At 66.7% G+C, this 15,110-nt stretch carries 13 protein-coding genes, 1 pseudogene and 1 riboswitch; of the genes and pseudogenes, 6 read left to right on the top strand and 8 right to left on the bottom strand.

From position 1 onward, the window contains the following. The first annotated feature begins 5 nt into the window (after positions 1 to 5). Complete coding sequence (locus O8I58_RS09130; RefSeq protein ID WP_298322508.1) at positions 6 to 890, top strand: MBL fold metallo-hydrolase; 885 nt, start codon at positions 6 to 8, stop codon at positions 888 to 890. Positions 891 to 1,199: 309 nt separating this feature from the next. Here the strand turns inward: O8I58_RS09130 and btuB are convergent, their stop codons facing one another. The 5 genes from btuB to O8I58_RS09105 all read right to left on the bottom strand — a co-directional run bounded on the left by btuB (position 1,200) and on the right by O8I58_RS09105 (position 6,579). Beyond that, a complete protein-coding gene (gene btuB, locus O8I58_RS09125; protein ID WP_298322505.1) occupies positions 1,200 to 3,068 on the bottom strand; it encodes a TonB-dependent vitamin B12 receptor in 1,869 nt (622 codons plus the stop codon). Between the two features lie 140 nt (positions 3,069 to 3,208). Then, positions 3,209 to 3,437, bottom strand: a riboswitch (cobalamin riboswitch). Positions 3,438 to 3,472: 35 nt separating this feature from the next. Further along, a complete protein-coding gene (locus O8I58_RS09120; protein WP_298322503.1) occupies positions 3,473 to 3,853 on the bottom strand; it encodes a TfoX/Sxy family protein in 381 nt (126 codons plus the stop codon). After that, a complete protein-coding gene (locus O8I58_RS09115; protein WP_298322501.1) occupies positions 3,850 to 4,335 on the bottom strand; it encodes a free L-methionine (R)-S-oxide reductase MsrC in 486 nt (161 codons plus the stop codon). Before O8I58_RS09115 ends, O8I58_RS09120 begins: the two co-directional genes overlap by 4 nt. Positions 4,336 to 4,782: 447 nt before the next feature. Continuing rightward, the gene (gene queD / locus O8I58_RS09110; RefSeq protein WP_298322499.1) at positions 4,783 to 5,148 is read right to left on the bottom strand and encodes a 6-carboxytetrahydropterin synthase QueD; all 366 of its coding nucleotides are present in this window, start codon (positions 5,146 to 5,148) and stop codon (positions 4,783 to 4,785) included. A 60-nt stretch (positions 5,149 to 5,208) separates the two neighbouring features. After that, positions 5,209 to 6,579: a DEAD/DEAH box helicase gene (locus O8I58_RS09105; RefSeq protein WP_298322496.1), complete on the bottom strand. Its 1,371-nt coding sequence runs from the start codon at positions 6,577 to 6,579 to the stop codon at positions 5,209 to 5,211. A gap of 386 nt (positions 6,580 to 6,965) precedes the next feature. Between O8I58_RS09105 and O8I58_RS09100 the strand changes: the two genes are divergently transcribed. Together O8I58_RS09100 and O8I58_RS09095 are read left to right on the top strand one after the other, a co-directional pair. Continuing rightward, positions 6,966 to 7,730, top strand: a complete 765-nt coding sequence (locus O8I58_RS09100; protein WP_298322493.1) for a Crp/Fnr family transcriptional regulator — start codon at positions 6,966 to 6,968, stop codon at positions 7,728 to 7,730. Between the two features lie 69 nt (positions 7,731 to 7,799). Next, entirely contained in the window at positions 7,800 to 8,180 is a 381-nt protein-coding gene (locus O8I58_RS09095) for a DUF6694 family lipoprotein (RefSeq protein WP_298322490.1), read from the top strand. 17 nt (positions 8,181 to 8,197) lie between these two features. On the opposite strand, the gene O8I58_RS09090 is transcribed toward O8I58_RS09095, so the two are convergent. The 3 genes from O8I58_RS09090 to cydD all read right to left on the bottom strand — a co-directional run bounded on the left by O8I58_RS09090 (position 8,198) and on the right by cydD (position 11,961). Further along, the gene (locus O8I58_RS09090; protein WP_298322487.1) at positions 8,198 to 8,524 is read right to left on the bottom strand and encodes a hypothetical protein; all 327 of its coding nucleotides are present in this window, start codon (positions 8,522 to 8,524) and stop codon (positions 8,198 to 8,200) included. A gap of 108 nt (positions 8,525 to 8,632) precedes the next feature. Further along, complete coding sequence (gene cydC / locus O8I58_RS09085) at positions 8,633 to 10,282, bottom strand: thiol reductant ABC exporter subunit CydC (protein WP_298322485.1); 1,650 nt, start codon at positions 10,280 to 10,282, stop codon at positions 8,633 to 8,635. Next, positions 10,279 to 11,961 carry a thiol reductant ABC exporter subunit CydD gene (cydD, locus tag O8I58_RS09080; protein WP_298322482.1) on the bottom strand — a complete coding sequence of 561 codons (1,683 nt, stop codon included), beginning with the start codon at positions 11,959 to 11,961 and terminating at the stop codon, positions 10,279 to 10,281. The genes cydC and cydD overlap by 4 nt, the downstream gene beginning before the upstream one ends. Before the next feature lie 142 nt (positions 11,962 to 12,103). Between cydD and O8I58_RS09075 the strand changes: the two are divergent. The 3 genes and pseudogenes from O8I58_RS09075 (at position 12,104) to cydX (ending at position 14,983) form a co-directional block, all read left to right on the top strand. Then, a pseudogene (locus tag O8I58_RS09075) lies at positions 12,104 to 13,679 on the top strand (cytochrome ubiquinol oxidase subunit I). 10 nt (positions 13,680 to 13,689) lie between these two features. Continuing rightward, complete coding sequence (gene cydB / locus O8I58_RS09070; protein ID WP_298322480.1) at positions 13,690 to 14,838, top strand: cytochrome d ubiquinol oxidase subunit II; 1,149 nt, start codon at positions 13,690 to 13,692, stop codon at positions 14,836 to 14,838. A 28-nt stretch (positions 14,839 to 14,866) separates the two neighbouring features. Next, the gene (gene cydX / locus O8I58_RS09065) at positions 14,867 to 14,983 is read left to right on the top strand and encodes a cytochrome bd-I oxidase subunit CydX (RefSeq protein WP_298322478.1); all 117 of its coding nucleotides are present in this window, start codon (positions 14,867 to 14,869) and stop codon (positions 14,981 to 14,983) included. Positions 14,984 to 15,110 lie beyond the last annotated feature (127 nt).

Raw genomic sequence — 15,110 nt, 5'->3', positions numbered from 1 at the left:
ATTGCATGACACAGATTGACGCGACGCCGCAGGTACAGTCGTTCTTCGATGCACCCACCGGCACGATCACCTACCTGGTCCGTGACCCGGCCAGCCACGCGGCTGCCATCATCGATCCGGTGCTGGATTACGACGCGGCTGCCGCGCACACCTCCACGACGTCGGCCGATGTATTGCTGGCGGCCGTGCGTGAGCAGGGCCTGGACGTGCAATGGATCCTGGAAACCCACGCGCATGCCGATCACCTGAGCGCGGCCGGTTACCTGCGCGATGCGCTGGGTGCGCCGGTGGCGATCGGCTGCGGCATCGTCCAGGTGCAGCAGCGTTTCAAGGCACTGTTCGGCTGGGGCGATGAATTCGTGGCCGATGGTCGTCAGTTCGACCGGCTGTTCGACGATGGCGATGCATTCGCCATCGGCACGCTGCAGGCGCAGGTGTTGGCCACGCCGGGCCACACCGATGACAGCCTGAGTTATCGCATCGGCGATGCGGTGTTCATCGGCGACACGCTGTTCGCGCCGGCCGCGGGCACGGCGCGCACGGACTTCCCCGGCGGCGATGCCGCGCGCCTGTATGCCTCGATTCGTCGCCTGCTGTCGCTACCGCCGCAGACGCGCCTGTTCCTGTGCCACGACTATCCGGGCGAGGCCAAGCCGGCGACCACGCAGACCACCGTGGCCGAGCAGCGTGCGCATAACGTGCATGTTGGCGGCGATGCGCTTGAGGCCGACTTCGTCGCACGCCGGCAGGCGCGCGATGCGGTGCTGCCGGTGCCACGCCTGATCCTGCCTGCGCTGCAGGTCAACCTGCGCGGCGGTCGGCTGCCGCCTGCGGAAGACGATGGTGTGTCGTACCTGCGGATTCCGTTGAATCGGCTTGGTGCCGATTAGTCAGGCCTGCGCGCGATTTCTCCTGACCGTCGTTACTGGCCATGACCAGCCATGACCAGCCATTCGGCTGTTTTAAAGCGCTTCGGCTGTTTTAAGGCGCTTCGGCTGTTGAAAGTCCCGCGAAAGCGGGCCAGTGACGTTGCTTGTATGAAGATCAAGTCGCTGGGTCCCCGCGTTCGCGGGGATGACGACGGTCATGGATGCATTTCGTTGCAGTCATGTCGGCACAGGCGCCGTCCCGAGGTCTCTCCGCTCAAAGAAAAAGCCGGCATCGCTGCCGGCTTTTTCTTCTTTCATGTAGCGGAAAACTTACTGCTGCTTGGCCTGCCAGCGGATGCTGACGGTGTACTCGCGGCCCGGCTGGTTGAACCACTGCACGGTTTCGTACTGCTTGTCGAACACGTTGGCGGCCTTGGCCTGCAGGGTCCAGTCGCTGCTCAGTGCATATTCCAGGCGCACGTCCAGGGTGCCATAGCCGGCCAGGCGCACGGTGTTGGCCGCATCGTCGAAACGATGGCCGGTGCCGGTGCCGGTCAGGCCGATGCGGAAATCACCGATGGCGTAATCCAGGTCCAGGCGCGCGGTGTCACGCGCACGGCGGGCCAGCCAGTTGTCCTTGTTGATGCTGTCGTCGCCGTCATTGCGCGGGTCGGTGTGGCTGATCTGGGCGTTGATGTCCACGCCGTACAGCGAAACGAAACCGGTCAGCTCGGCACCGCGGATCTTGGCCTTGTCCACGTTGACCACGTTGTAGGCGGTGTCGTAGCCGATCAGGTCGTCGATGCGGGTTTCATAGGCGTTGAAGGTCCAGTTCCAGCCCTGGCCGTACTGGGCCAGGCCCAGGTTGAGCGACTTGCTCTTCTCCGGCTTCAGGTCCGGATTGCTGAAGCCCGGGTAGTACAGGTCGTTGAAGGTCGGTGCCTTGAAGCCGGTGCCGGCGCTGGCGGTGAACTTGAAGCCATTGCCGAAGCCGAAGCCGTAGCCGAGGCTGCCGGTGGTGTGCGAACCGAACTGCTCGTTGTCGTCATTGCGCACCGAGGCCTGCACCGACTGCGCGCCGAACGTGCCCTGGTACTCGGCAAACACGCCGGTGTTGTCGCGGCTGTCCACATCGTAGGCGGTGGTGCTGACGACCTGGTCGTTCAACCAGTCGCCGCCGAGCGTGATGACCTGGCCTTCGGCAAAGGTGTAGTCGCCCTGCACCGAGGCGGTGTCGCGACGGGTATCGAAGGTGCTGACGAAGCTGCGGGTGCCGGTGCTGGCATCGGCGTAGTAGTTGTCCGCCTGGTCGTCGGCACGGCCGGCCTGCACGGTCAGGCGGAAGGCGTCGGACGGGCTCCACAGCAGCTTGCCACCGGCCACGCGCTGCAGGTTTTCTGCCTCGTTGCCGACGTAGCTGCTGCCGTCGTATTCGTTGAGGCTGTCGGCGTTGAGGAAGTTGCCTTCCAGGCTCAGCGTATCGGTGACGTTGATGCCGCCGCGCACGCCGATGGACGTGTTGCGGTAGCCATCGCGGTCGGGTTCGTCGACATAGCAACCGGCGAACAGCGTGGCCGACCCGTTGCAGGCATTGATGCCGTCGGTTTCCTGGTAGGCGGCGTTGGCCGACAGCCAGCCGCGGTCGCCACGGTAGCTGAAGCCGGCGCTGTGGTTACGCAGGTTGTTGCTGCCGAAGCCCAGCTGGGCGTAGGTGTTCAGGCCTTTGCCGCCAGTGCGGGTGAAGATCTGGATCACGCCGCCGATGGCTTCCGAGCCATACAGGCTGGAACGCGGGCCGCGCACGATCTCGATATGGTCGATCTGCGAGACCGGCAGGTCCTGGAATGCGGCCAGGCCGGAGGTGACCGAGCCCAGGCGCACGCCGTCGACCAGCACCAGCACCTGGTCCGATTCGGTGCCGCGCAGGAACACGCTGGTCAGCTTGCCCGGGCCGCCCTGGTTGGCGATGTTGATGCCGGCGCGGCCGGCCAGCAGGTCGGGGAGCGAGGTGGCCTGGCTGCGTTCGATCTCCTCGCGGGAGATGACCTGCACGGGCACCAGGCTGTCCTGGACGGCGACTTCGGTACGCGTGGCGGTGACCGAGACCTGGTCCAGGTTGGCGGCATCGTCGCCGGTCTGCGCCGAGGCGATGGCGGGAAGGCCCAGCGCGATGGCCAGGGAAAGCAGGGTGTACTTCATGGTGTTCAAGACTCCGTCGCGCGCCCCGCGCGCATGGAAGGCGGGAGAAATCGCGAACGAAGGATGCAGGCGGACTGCGCACGCGGACAGGCGGCGCGGCACGCGCGACGCCCTCCGCATCGCAACCGGTGATGGATCGGGAATGATCCGTGCTTGAAGGCCGGTCTCCGGGCTTGCGAGCTGGAAGTGGATACTTCCGCCGTCGCGCCTTCCCGTGCGTGTTGCGCACAGTGGCCGATGCGTTGGCATGACTCGCTTACCGTTGCGGGGGCAGCGCCGGAATCACCCCGCGAGGGATTCACCGGCTTCCCGTTTCAACCCGCGGCGCGACGACATGCGCATTGGGTCACCTGAAAGCGGCGCAGAGTGTACGCGATCACCTGCCGCAGCGCGGCATCAGGCGGTCAGTCTTCGTCGCGGCCGGGGCTGTCGAGGAAATCGAACGACGGCGCGCTGCCGCCCTCGTCACTGCTGCCGTGGTTGGTGGTGGTCACCGGTGCGGCGGCCGGGCGGCCACGCGGCGGCGGTAGGGCGGCTGAGGCGGCTTCGGCTTCCTGCACCATTTCCTGGCGACGTGATTCGGGCACTTCCTGCCAGTGGCAGCCGCGCAACGCGCCTTCCAGCGCATACAGCAGGTTGAGGCTGGGCCGGAAGCCGGCGCGCTTGACCCGCATGAAGGCATCGACCGCACCGACGGCGCGGAGGTCTTCTTCAGTGCGCAGCCCGACCTGCCGCAGCCACGCGGCCGACTTGGGTCCGATATTGCGCAGCTGCGTGGTGCTCATCGCAGTGCTTCGATCCACGCCGCGGCGATGGCTTCCAGGCCGCGCTGGTCGTCTTCGTCGAAACGGCCGACCAGTGGGCTGTCGATGTCCAGTACGCCGATCAGGGCACCGTCCTTGACCAGGGGCACCACCAGTTCCGAGCGTGAGGCTGCATCGCAGGCGATGTGCCCGGGGAAGGCCTCCACGTCATGCACGCGCTGGGTCTGGCGGGTCGTGGCGGCGGCGCCGCAGACGCCCTTGTCGAGCCGGATCCGTACGCAGGCCGGCAGGCCCTGGAACGGGCCGACGACCAGTTCGGTGCCGTCGTAGAAATAGAAGCCGGCCCAGTTGAAATCGGGTAGGGCGTTGAACAGCAGCGCCGAGAGGTTGGCCGCGTTGGCGATGCGGTCGGCTTCGCCGTACATCAGGCCGCGCGCCTGCTCCAACAGCTGCGCGTACTGCTCGGGCTTGGTCCCTGAGAGGGTCTGGCTGGCAAATGACATGTGCACGATTCTACGCTGCGCGCGGTTACAACCGGGCTGGCCGATCAAGGGATGTCCACCCAGTCCGGGTGGGGAGGCGTTCGAACAGGGGCCGCGTGCCGACTGAGGAAGATGGCCTGAGTACTCGAACTGAAGCTGCCCGGACGATGAGGTGGCGCTGGAATTTTTTCCAAAAAAAAGCCCGACAGGGGGAGGGACCTGTCGGGCTTGGATTTGTGCGGGGGGAGGGACCCACACAAATTCGGGGTGCGTGGCGCGGTGCGCCGACGCGGGATCTCTGCCATCCCTGCCGCGTGCTTTCTTGCGGGAGTGATGTTGCGACGCAGCATACCCGTGGTTTTGCTGCAATGCAACGTAGGTCGAAGATGGCCGACGAACGGTCGTTGCAGGGGGGGCGGTCGCCCTGAACGAGAAAGGGGCCTGGCGGCCCCTTCTGCTGTTGCTTCGTCAGTTTGCGGCCGGGCCGCGGTAGCGGCTGCCGGCGGTGCAGGTCTCGTGCACCACCACCTGGCTCAGCAATGGCAATGCCGGCTTGAGGTGGTCCCAGATCCACTCGGCGATGCGCTCGCTGGTCGGATTGTCCAGGCCCTCGATGTCGTTGAGGTAGTGATGGTCCAGGCGGTCGTACATCGGCTTGAAGGCCGCCTTGACGTCAGCGAAGTCCATGACCATCCCGGTGTGCGGGTCCAGCGGGCCGGAGAGGTGGATCTCGATGCGGAACGAGTGGCCGTGCAGGCGCGCGCACTTGTGCCCCTCGGGCACGTTGGGCAGGCGGTGCGCGGCTTCCAGGGTGAAGACCTTGAAGATATCCATGGATGAATTCTCGAATGCCGGCGTGGTCCGCGCAAACGGACCACGCCGGCGATTTCAGGCTCAGTCAGCGCGACGCGGCTGGCTGGAACGCTGGCCACCGGCACCGCCGCCACCTGCGCGACGGCCATTGCCGTTGCCGCCCGGACGCGGGGCGCCGTGCTGCTTCGGGCCGGCATGGGCGCGACGCGGGGCCTCGCCATGCGGGCGCCGGTCGTGGCGGCGCGGCGGGCGATCACCGCCCGGCAGGTCGGCCCGGCCCGGCGCGCTGTTGCCCCAGCGGATCGGGGTCTGCGGCACGAAGCCCGGCACGTCCTTGATCTCCAGGTCGCGGTTGAGCAGGCGCACGATGGCGCGCAGCAGCTTGGCGTCTTCCTGCGAGACCAGCGACACCGCTTCACCGGTGGAGCCGTTGCGGCCGGTGCGGCCGATCCGGTGCACGTAGTCTTCGGCCACCATCGGCAGGTCGAAGTTGATCACCTTCGGCAGCTGGTCGATGTCGATGCCGCGCGCGGCGATGTCGGTGGCGACCAGTACGCTGATCTTGCCGGCCTTGAAGTCGCGCAGCGCGCGCAGGCGCTGGGACTGGCTCTTGTTGCCGTGGATCGCAGCGGTCTGGATGCCGGCCTTCTCCAGGAACAGCGCCAGCTTGTCGCTGCCGTGCTTGGTCTTGGCGAACACCAGGGTCTGGATGCGCGAATCCTCGGCCAGCAGGTGCAGCAGCAGCTCGCGCTTGCGCGCGTTGTCGACCGGGTGCACGCGGTGGGTGATGGTCTCGGCCACGGTGTTCTTCGGCGTGACCTGGATTTCCAGCGGGTCGTGCATGAACTCGCGCGCCAGCGACTTGATGTTGTCGTCGAAGGTGGCCGAGAACAGCAGGGTCTGGCGGTTCTGCTTGGGCAGCTTGGCCAGGATGCGCTTGATCGACGGCAAAAAGCCCATGTCGAGCATGCGGTCGGCTTCGTCCAGGACCAGGATCTCGATGCCCGACAGGTCGACGCTGCGACGCTCCAGGTGGTCGATCAGGCGGCCCGGGCAGGCGATCACCAGATCCACGCCACGGCGCAGGGTGTCCAGCTGCGGGCCCATGCCCACGCCGCCATAGATGGTGGCCGACGGGATGCGCAGGTACTTGCTGTAGTCACGCAGGCTGTCGTGCACCTGGGTGGCCAGTTCGCGGGTGGGGGTCAGGACCAGGGCGCGCGGACGACGCGGGCCACGGGTGACTTCCTGGGCGTTGGTGCCCAGGTGCTGCAGCAGCGGCAGGCCGAACGCTGCGGTCTTGCCGGTGCCGGTCTGCGCGCCGGCCATCAGGTCGCGGCCGTCCAGGGCCAGCGGGATCGCCTGCTCCTGGATCGGGGTGGGGTTCTCATAACCCTGCTCGGCCAGTGCACGCAGCAGGAACGGGGCAAGCCCCAGGTTTTCAAATGACATTGGAAAGCTCCGGATGCACGCCCAGCCAACGCGAAAAACGCCACGAACGCAGCGCGAAAAGCGCTACGTGCCACGAAAGCCGTTGGAAGAGCGTGTGTTGCCCGAAGCGTTCCCTAACCGCGCTGCGAGTAACCTGTTGGGCGGAACGGCCGACAGTGGCAGGTCCGTCTTTGCGAAGCGAGAAGGCGTCGGAGGAAGGTTGGCGAGGCGGGCAATGGGCCCATTCAACGCCGAAGATCCCTTCAGGGGAAACACGACTGCCGCTGTGCGAAGCGGGCGCATGGTAACCGATCCGGGCCGCGCGTGCCCGCCTGGCGACCGGCGGTTCACCTGACGGTGCGGCGTATCATGGCCATCGCCGAACCGGACTGGAGGCCGGCAGACCCATGAGCAGCCTGCGTATCCATCGCAATATCTCCGGCCCGGACACGGCCGAACCGGACGTGTCGGCGCGATCGGCCGCCGGCCATGGCTGCCGCGTCTGCCTGGTTCGACATCTGGCCGTGTGCACCGCGCTGCCGGCCGAACAGGCCGGTGCCCTCGAAGAGCTTGCTGGCGACCTGCAGCTGCGTGCCGGTGAGCTGCTGGCACGCGAAGGCGAGCCGCGGCGCTACGTGTTCACCGTGCAGACCGGCGCCCTGCGCCGCACCCGCACCCTGGCCGACGGCCGTCGGCTGGTGGCCGGCTTCCTGATGCCGGGCGACTACATCGGCTTCAGCAACTCCACCCATTACCGCCACACCTTCGAGGCGATCACCGACAGTCGCCTGTGCGCGGTGTCCCACGACGGCATGCGCACCCTGTGCGCGACCTATCACGGGCTGGAACATGAGCTGATGCAGCGCGCCTGCATCGAGCTGGATGCCACCCGCGACAAGCTGATGGCGCTGGCGCGGATGACGCCACCGGAGCGCCTGGCCGGCTTCCTGCAGGACATGGCCCGGCGCCGCCAACGCCAGGGCCAGGACGACGCCGTGGTCGAGCTGCCGATGACCCGCACCGACATCGCCGACTACCTGGGTCTGACTATCGAAACGGTGAGCCGCTGCTTCACCAAGCTGCGCGGCGAGGGTCTGATCGCCACGCCCGATCCGCACACCGTGCAGCTGCTGGATCGGACGCGACTGGAGACGCTGGCCGCAGCTGGGTGATCCACGCAGCTTGCTTGCGGAGGGCGCATTGCCGGGGCATGCTCCGCTCAAATATATGGAGAGCGTCGCATGAAGATCAGAAGGACCTGGGCGGTGCTGTGCCTGGCAGCGATCGTGGGCGTGGCGCAAGCGCGCGAGCCGGTGCGCATTGATGCAAGTTCCGAGCAGGCTGCAAACAACAGTTTCAAAAAAATGATGAAGGCGCTTCCGCAGAACAAGCAGAGCGCGCTCGCCGCCGCGATACTTCAACTCAATCTTGCTGGCGTCAACAGCGCATACGACGTCGTCGGTAACCCGTCACTGCAATCCTTGTCTGCAGGGCGCATCAAGGATCGCATCGCTGGTTTTTCGGCCGACGAGATCATCACGCTGTCCCAGGCTGCGCCTGATGTGACGACCAAGGTCGAAATTCAGGAAACCCCTGCGCTAGCTCCGCCGCCAGCCATCTAACGCGCTGATCAATGCGCCTACAGGGGAAAGCTGTAGGTGATCAGCGGGCAGGCGATGGTCAGCAGCACCATCGCGGTGATGAAGGCGACATCGGCGACCTGTTCGAGCCGGTGGTTGCGTACCTGGGTGCGCAGGGCGAAATAGGACACCAGCGTGGCGACCAGGAAGATCACCGCATCCAGCGACAGCAGGTCGTCGGCCAGCGTGGATTTGTGTTCGACGGCCACGGCAACCCGCAGCAGGCCGACGCCGGTCAGGCAGACGCCGACCATTGCCGCTGAAATTGGACAGATCAGTCTGCAGATCTTCTCGTCGAGCTGGCGGACGCGTGCGGGTTCTTGCATGGCGGATGCGCCAAAGGAAAGTCCGCCGGACTGTAGCGCGCAGCCGGTGCCGGCGTGCCTGCTGCTGGATGAATGTAGGGCAGTGCGGATCGGCGTGTTGCCAATCGGTCAGTTGGCCGGTCGTAGCCTGCCGTCCAGCAGCAGGTAGTGTTGGTCGACGATGCCGGGGGGCAGGACGTCATGGCTGATCAGGATCACGCTGCGACCGGCGCTGGCGTGGGCCAGGTCGGTCAGCAAGGCCTGGGCGGTGTCGACATCCAGGCCTTCGGTTGGCTCGTCCAGGATCAGGATTGGCACATCGCGCAGCAAGGCGCGGGCCAGGGCGATGCGACGGGCCTGGCCGGCGGAGAGCGTGCGTCCGTGTTCGCCGATCCATGCATCAAGTTGCGCGGGAAGATCGCGCACCAGATCGTCCAGCCGCACCTGTGCCAGCACCTGCCACAGCGCTGCATCGTCGGCATGGGCATCGCCCAGCAGCAGGTTGTCGCGGATGCTGCCGGCGAACACCGGTGCCTCCTGCGGCAACCAGGCGATCTGCCGGTGCCAATCGGCCTGCGCGAAGCGACGCACGTCGATGCCGTCATAGCGCAGTTGCCCGGCATCGGGGTCGCACAGGCGCAGCAGCAGCGCCAGCAGTGAGCTCTTGCCCGCACCGCTGTCGCCGCTGATTGCAATGCGCTGGCCTGGCGCGATGTGCAGGTTGACGCCATCGAGCACCTGCTGGCGCGTGCCATCCCAATGGAAGCCGACGTCCTGCAGTTCCAGCAGCGCATGTGTCGGGACATCGATGGGCGCGACCGGATCGGCTACGGCTGGCGGTGCGGACACGGTGGCGTCCAGTCGGCGTGATGCGCCACGCGCGGCCTGCAGCTCGCGCCAGGCCAGCGAAGCGCCCGCACACGCTTCCAGCGTGGCCACGGTCATGAAGAACAGGCCGGCGGCCGCAGGCGTGGTCAGTGTGTTGCTGGCAGCAGCTTCCAGCAGCAGGCCAAGCACGCTGGCCAGGGTGGCGGCGGTGACGACGCCGTGGGCGAGCGTGCCGATGGCCAGGCGTCGCTTGCGTTGACGTTCGCTGTCGGCGAGCTGTCGGCTGGCCGTCTCGATGCGCGCGAACCAGGTGTCGCCTGCGTGTAGCGCGGCCAGGTCGGTGGCGCCCTGCACGGCGTCCAGCACATCGGCGCGGAGCGTGGCGCGGGCTTGTTCGCGCGCTTGTTCCTGGGCAGGGGCACCGCGCGTGGTCAGCCACGGCAGCAGGCCGGCCAGCAGCACGCAGGCCATCAGCAGCGTCAATCCCACCGATGGCAACGCGAATGCGGCGACGGCACAGGCGATCAGGCTGAGCAGGGCCAGCGCGAACAATGGGCCGACCGCGCGCACCAGGCCGCCTTCGACCCGTTCGATGTCGCTCACCAACTGCGATAGCAGATCGCCCGTGCGCAGCTTGCCCAGGCCCAGCGGCGCCAAGGGCAACGCACGACGGAAGAAGTCCAGGCGCAGGTCGCGGCCGATGCGCAGGGTCACATCATGGCCGATCAGTTTTTCGCCATAGCGCGACAGGATGCGCACGAAGGTCAGCCCGCGGATGCCGGCCGAGGGGCCGAACAGGTTGAAGCCCAGCGCGCCCACGCCGGCCAGCGCTGCCGCGGTCAGGAAATGCCCGGCCAATCCCAGCAGCGCGGTGCCGGCCAGCAGGGTCACGGTGAGCAACAGCAGCGTCAGCGCGATGCCGCGGCGGTGCACGGTCAGCAATGCGTTCATGCCGCTCTCCGCAGCGGTCGCTGCTGACCATCGGGTAGCCACAGCACCTGGCCAATGCGCTGCATCACCGCTTCGCTGTGGGTAGCGATGACCAGCGTGCGGCCATGTGCGAAGTGCAGCAGTGCGTCGAGCAGGCGTGCTTCGGTGTCGGCATCCAGGAAGGCGGTCGGTTCGTCCAGCAGCAACAGCTGTGGGTCCTGCAGCAGCACGCGGGCCAACGCGACGCGCCGGGCCTGGCCGCCGGACAGGCCGAAGCCACCCTCGCCGATGCGCGTGTCCAGTCCCTGCGGCAGGGCGTGGGCAAAGGCCATGACCTGTGCAGCCTCGGCGGCGGCCTGCAGCTGCGCATCGCTGGCTTGTGGCGCGGCGATGCGCAGATTGTCGGCGATCGATCCGCAGAATAGATGTGGCCGCTGCGAGGCGTAACCGATGCGCAGGCCATGACTGTGCAGCAGTCGCCCGTCATCGGGTGCAAGCCAGCCGGCGAGGGCTTCCAGCAGGGTGCTCTTGCCGCAGCCACTGGGCCCGGCCAGCGCGAGTTGCTGGCCCGTCTGCAGGTCGAACGACAGGTCTTTCAGCACCGGCGTGACGGCGTTGGCGTGACGCAGGCGCAGTGCGCGCGCCTGCACACAGACGCCTTCGGGCAGTGCTGCCTGCACCGGAGTGGTTGTAGCGATGGCATCCTCCGCAGCTGCTTCACCCAGGGTGGCATCGATCTGGGCGATTGCCGCCAGTGCGTTGGCGCGGTCATGGTAATGCGCGGCCAGCCGACGCAGCGGTGCGTAGACTTCCGGCGCCAGCAGCAGGCAGAACAGGCCGGTCGCCAGGTCCAGCGGCGCGCCGCGCAGGCTGATCATGCCCAGGTAGCTCAGGCCCAGATACAGCGCCACCATCGCCACGCCCATCGAGGCGAAGAACTCAAGCACCGCCGATGACAGGAAAGCGATGCGCAACACCTTCAGGCTGCCTTCGCGCACGCCGTCGGCGGCCACGCGGATGCCTTCCAGCTCGCTCGCCGCGCGGCCGTACAGACGGATCAGGCCTAACCCGCGCAGGCGGTCGGCGAAGTGCGCGCCCATGCGGGTCAGCGCTGCCAGCTGGCGGTCGCTGGCGGCCTGCGCGCCCCAGCCGACCAGCGCCATGAAGATCGGGATCAAGGGCAGCGTCAGCAGCAGGATCGACCCGACGATGCGGTCCATCCAGAACACCGCCACCAGCAGGGCCAGCGGCACCCAGGTGATTTCCATCTGTGCCAGCAGGAAGCCGCCGACGTAGCCATCCAGCGCATCGACATGCGTGCCGGGTAGTTCGGCCAATGCGCCCGCGCGCTGGCGGCGCAGCCACAGCGGGCCGCGGGCCTGCAGGCGCCGTACCACCGACAGGCGCAACTGGTGGCGCAGGCACTCCACCGCGGTATCGGCCAGCCGGCGCGCGGCCCAGTTCAGCAGGGCCCGCGCCGCTCCCACGGCCAACAGGCCGATGAGCAGTGGCAGCACCGCGACGACGGGCTGGTGGTCCACCAGAATCCGTTGTGCGGCCAGTGCGATCAGTCCGGCCTGCGCCGCCAGCCCGCAGCCGGCCAGCACGATGGCGGTGCCCGCCAGCCGCAGCCGGGCACGGACCGGAGCGGTCAGTGCCTGCAGTTGCTGGGCGATGGGCAGCGGCGGGACGGCGGGCATGGCTGGCTTGGCGGGAGCGGGGCGGTGGCAATGGAGTCCCGATTGTGCGCCCTGGCCGCCTGTCGGCACCTTGATCCAGATCAAGGCCCACTCCGGTTTTGCAGTGCATCCTTCGGCCAACTCCCACCGGGCCGCAGCCGCCATGCCGGACATGACCATCGTCGAACTCAGTCGCCTGCAGTTCGCACTCACCGCGCTCTATCACTTCCTGTTCGTCCCGCTGACGCTGGGACTGTCGTTCCTCATCGCCATCATGGAAAGCGTCTACGTGATGACCGGCCGCGACGTCTGGCGGCGCATGACCTTGTTCTGGGGCTCGCTGTTCGGCATCAACTTCGCCATGGGCGTGGCCACCGGCATCGTCATGGAGTTCCAGTTCGGCACCAACTGGTCCTACTACAGTCAGTACGTCGGCGACATCTTCGGCGCGCCGCTGGCGATCGAAGGGTTGATGGCGTTCTTCCTGGAGGCGACCTTCATCGGCCTGTTCTTCTTCGGCTGGAACAAGCTGTCCAAGGTCCAGCACCTGGTGGTGACCTGGCTGGTCGCGCTGGGCTCGAACTTCTCCGCGCTGTGGATCCTGATCGCCAACGGCTGGATGCAGTATCCGGTCGGTGCGAAATTCAATCCGGACACCATGCGCATGGAGGTCACTGACTTCGCCGCGGTGCTGTTCAACCCGGTGGCGCAGGCCAAGTTCGTGCATACGGTCAGCGCTGGCTACGTGTGCGGGGCGGTGTTCGTGATGGCGATCAGTGCGTACTACCTGCTGCGTGGACGCCACCTGGAATTTGCCAAGCGCTCGATGGCGGTGGCCGCCAGCTTCGGCCTGGCCGCATCGCTGAGCGTGGTGGTGCTGGGCGACGAGAGCGGTTATCGTGGCCGGTGAAAACCAGAAGATGAAGCTGGCCGCGATCGAAGCCATGTGGGAAACCGAACCCGCACCGGCCGGCTTCAATGCCTTCGCCATCCCTGACCAGGACACGCGTACCAACCACTACGCGGTGCATATCCCCTGGGTGATGGGGTTGATCGGCACGCGCTCGTTCAACTCCCAGATGCCCGGCATCCTGCCGCTGGTGGACCGGGCCAAGGAGCGCATCCGCAGCGGCCAGCTCGCGTTCGGCGCCTTGCAGGAACTGCGCGCCGACCGGACCAATGAAGCCGCGCGCCAGACCTTCGACGCGCACTGGAACGACCTGGGCTATGGCTTGTTGCTCAAGCGCTATCGCGACGACATTGGCAATGCCAGCGATGCGCAGATCGACCAGGCGGCGTTCGATACCGTGCCACGGGTGGCGCCGCTGTTCTGGTTGTTCCGCGCGATGGCCGGCCTGGGCTTCTACTTCATCGCCTTCTTCGCACTGGCGTTCTGGTTCTCCAGCCGCAACCAGTTGCATGAGAAGCGCTGGTTCCTGCGGCTTGCATTCTGGTCGCTGGCACTGCCATGGGTGGCGATCGAAGCGGGTTGGATCGTGGCCGAATACGGCCGCCAGCCGTGGATCATCGATGGCGTGCTGCCTACGTTCTTCGCCGCGTCGGGCCTGAAACTGCACCAGATCCTGATCAGCCTGGCGATGTTCGTGTCGCTCTACACCACGCTGGCCGTGGTCGACGTGTACCTGCTGCGCAAGACCATCCTCAAAGGTCCCACCGACGTCGCCGGTGGCCGCCAACCCGATACCACCGGCGCGCCGCTTGCCGCCGCCAACGCCTGAAGGATCTGCGATGGACACGATTCCCCTTGATTACGAAACCCTGCGCTTCATCTGGTGGCTGCTGCTGGGCATCCTGCTGATCGGCTTTGCGGTGATGGATGGCTTCGACCTGGGCGTGGCGACGCTACTGCCAGCCGTGGCCCGCACCGATCGCGAACGCCGGCTGGTGATCAACGTCGTCGGCCCGGTGTGGGAAGGCAACCAGGTCTGGCTGATCCTGGGCGGCGGCGCGATCTTCGCCGCGTTCCCGGCCCTGTATGCGGTCAGCTTCTCCGGCTTCTACCTGGCGATGTTCCTGATCCTGCTCGCGCTGATCCTGCGCCCGGTCGGCTTCAAGTTCCGCAGCAAGGTCGAACATGCCACCTGGCGCGCGGTCTGGGACTGGGTGCTGTTCGGCGCCGGCCTGGTTCCGGCGCTGGTATTTGGCGTGGCGATGGGCAACGTGCTGGTCGGTGCGCCGTTCCAGTTCGACGATGCGCTGCGGCCCGTCTATCACGGCGATCTGCTCGGCCTGCTGATGCCGTTCCCGCTGCTGTGCGGGCTGGTCAGCGTGGCGATGCTGGTCACCCATGGCGCAGGCATGCTGGTGATGAAGACCAGCGGCGAGATCGCCGCGCGGGCACGCCGCTTCGGCGCGATTGCCGGCGTCGCCACGGCGCTGCTGTTCGCTGCCGCGGGTGTCTGGCTGGCCTTCGGCATGACCGGTTATCAGGTGGTCGGTGCGCTGGACCATGCTGGCCCATCCGACCCGCTGGCCAAGCAGGTGGCGCTGTCGGCGGGCGCCTGGATGGCCAACTACAGCGCGATGCCGTGGACCTGGATCTTCCCGGTGCTGGGCGTGGCTGGTGCATTGCTGGCTGCGGTGCTGCTGCGGGCCGGGCGCGAACTGCCGGCGTTCCTGGCCTCGGGCATGGCCATTGCGGCGATCATCCTGACCGAAGGCGTAGCGGTATTTCCTTTCCTGTTGCCGTCCTCGCTGGACCCCAGGTCCAGCTTGACCGTGTGGGACGCCTCGTCCAGCCACATGACGCTGTTCATCATGCTGGTGGCCACCGCGGTCTTCCTGCCGATCATCATTGCCTACACCGCCTGGGTGTATCGCGTGCTGCGCGGCAAGGTCACCGACGACAGCCTGTCCAGCAATCCCAACGCGTACTGATCTTCCCCACCTCTAGGAGCAAACGACGATGTGGTATTTCGCCTGGATTCTCGGCGTGAGCATGGCCGCCTTCTTCGCCATCCTCAACGGCATGTGGTTCGAGATGCGCGACGACCTGCGCAAGGCACGACCGCCGGTTAAATGAATGCATGTTTGAGGCTTCGGCCGATGTCCAATGACGTCGGACCCATGCATGCGACAGGGGTGGGGCCTCGCTCCGCTCCGGTGCCGTGCTGGATGCCCATGGGATTCGGAAGCGCCTTGCATTCGGC

The sequence above is a fragment of the Pseudoxanthomonas sp. genome (assembly GCF_027498035.1).
Classification (GTDB): domain Bacteria; phylum Pseudomonadota; class Gammaproteobacteria; order Xanthomonadales; family Xanthomonadaceae; genus Pseudoxanthomonas_A.
This window is presented reverse-complemented; position numbering and strand designations above follow the sequence as displayed.

Excerpts from the sequence above, each read along its gene's own strand:
- O8I58_RS09130 (WP_298322508.1), top strand. The coding sequence starts at position 6 with ATGACACAGATTGACGCGACGCCGCAGGTACAGTCGTTCTTCGATGCA.
- btuB (WP_298322505.1), bottom strand. The coding sequence starts at position 3,068 with ATGAAGTACACCCTGCTTTCCCTGGCCATCGCGCTGGGCCTTCCCGCC.
- O8I58_RS09120 (WP_298322503.1), bottom strand. The coding sequence starts at position 3,853 with ATGAGCACCACGCAGCTGCGCAATATCGGACCCAAGTCGGCCGCGTGG.
- O8I58_RS09115 (WP_298322501.1), bottom strand. The coding sequence starts at position 4,335 with ATGTCATTTGCCAGCCAGACCCTCTCAGGGACCAAGCCCGAGCAGTAC.
- queD (WP_298322499.1), bottom strand. The coding sequence starts at position 5,148 with ATGGATATCTTCAAGGTCTTCACCCTGGAAGCCGCGCACCGCCTGCCC.
- O8I58_RS09105 (WP_298322496.1), bottom strand. The coding sequence starts at position 6,579 with ATGTCATTTGAAAACCTGGGGCTTGCCCCGTTCCTGCTGCGTGCACTG.
- O8I58_RS09100 (WP_298322493.1), top strand. The coding sequence starts at position 6,966 with ATGAGCAGCCTGCGTATCCATCGCAATATCTCCGGCCCGGACACGGCC.
- O8I58_RS09095 (WP_298322490.1), top strand. The coding sequence starts at position 7,800 with ATGAAGATCAGAAGGACCTGGGCGGTGCTGTGCCTGGCAGCGATCGTG.
- O8I58_RS09090 (WP_298322487.1), bottom strand. The coding sequence starts at position 8,524 with ATGCAAGAACCCGCACGCGTCCGCCAGCTCGACGAGAAGATCTGCAGA.
- cydC (WP_298322485.1), bottom strand. The coding sequence starts at position 10,282 with ATGAACGCATTGCTGACCGTGCACCGCCGCGGCATCGCGCTGACGCTG.
- cydD (WP_298322482.1), bottom strand. The coding sequence starts at position 11,961 with ATGCCCGCCGTCCCGCCGCTGCCCATCGCCCAGCAACTGCAGGCACTG.
- cydB (WP_298322480.1), top strand. The coding sequence starts at position 13,690 with ATGGACACGATTCCCCTTGATTACGAAACCCTGCGCTTCATCTGGTGG.
- cydX (WP_298322478.1), top strand. The coding sequence starts at position 14,867 with ATGTGGTATTTCGCCTGGATTCTCGGCGTGAGCATGGCCGCCTTCTTC.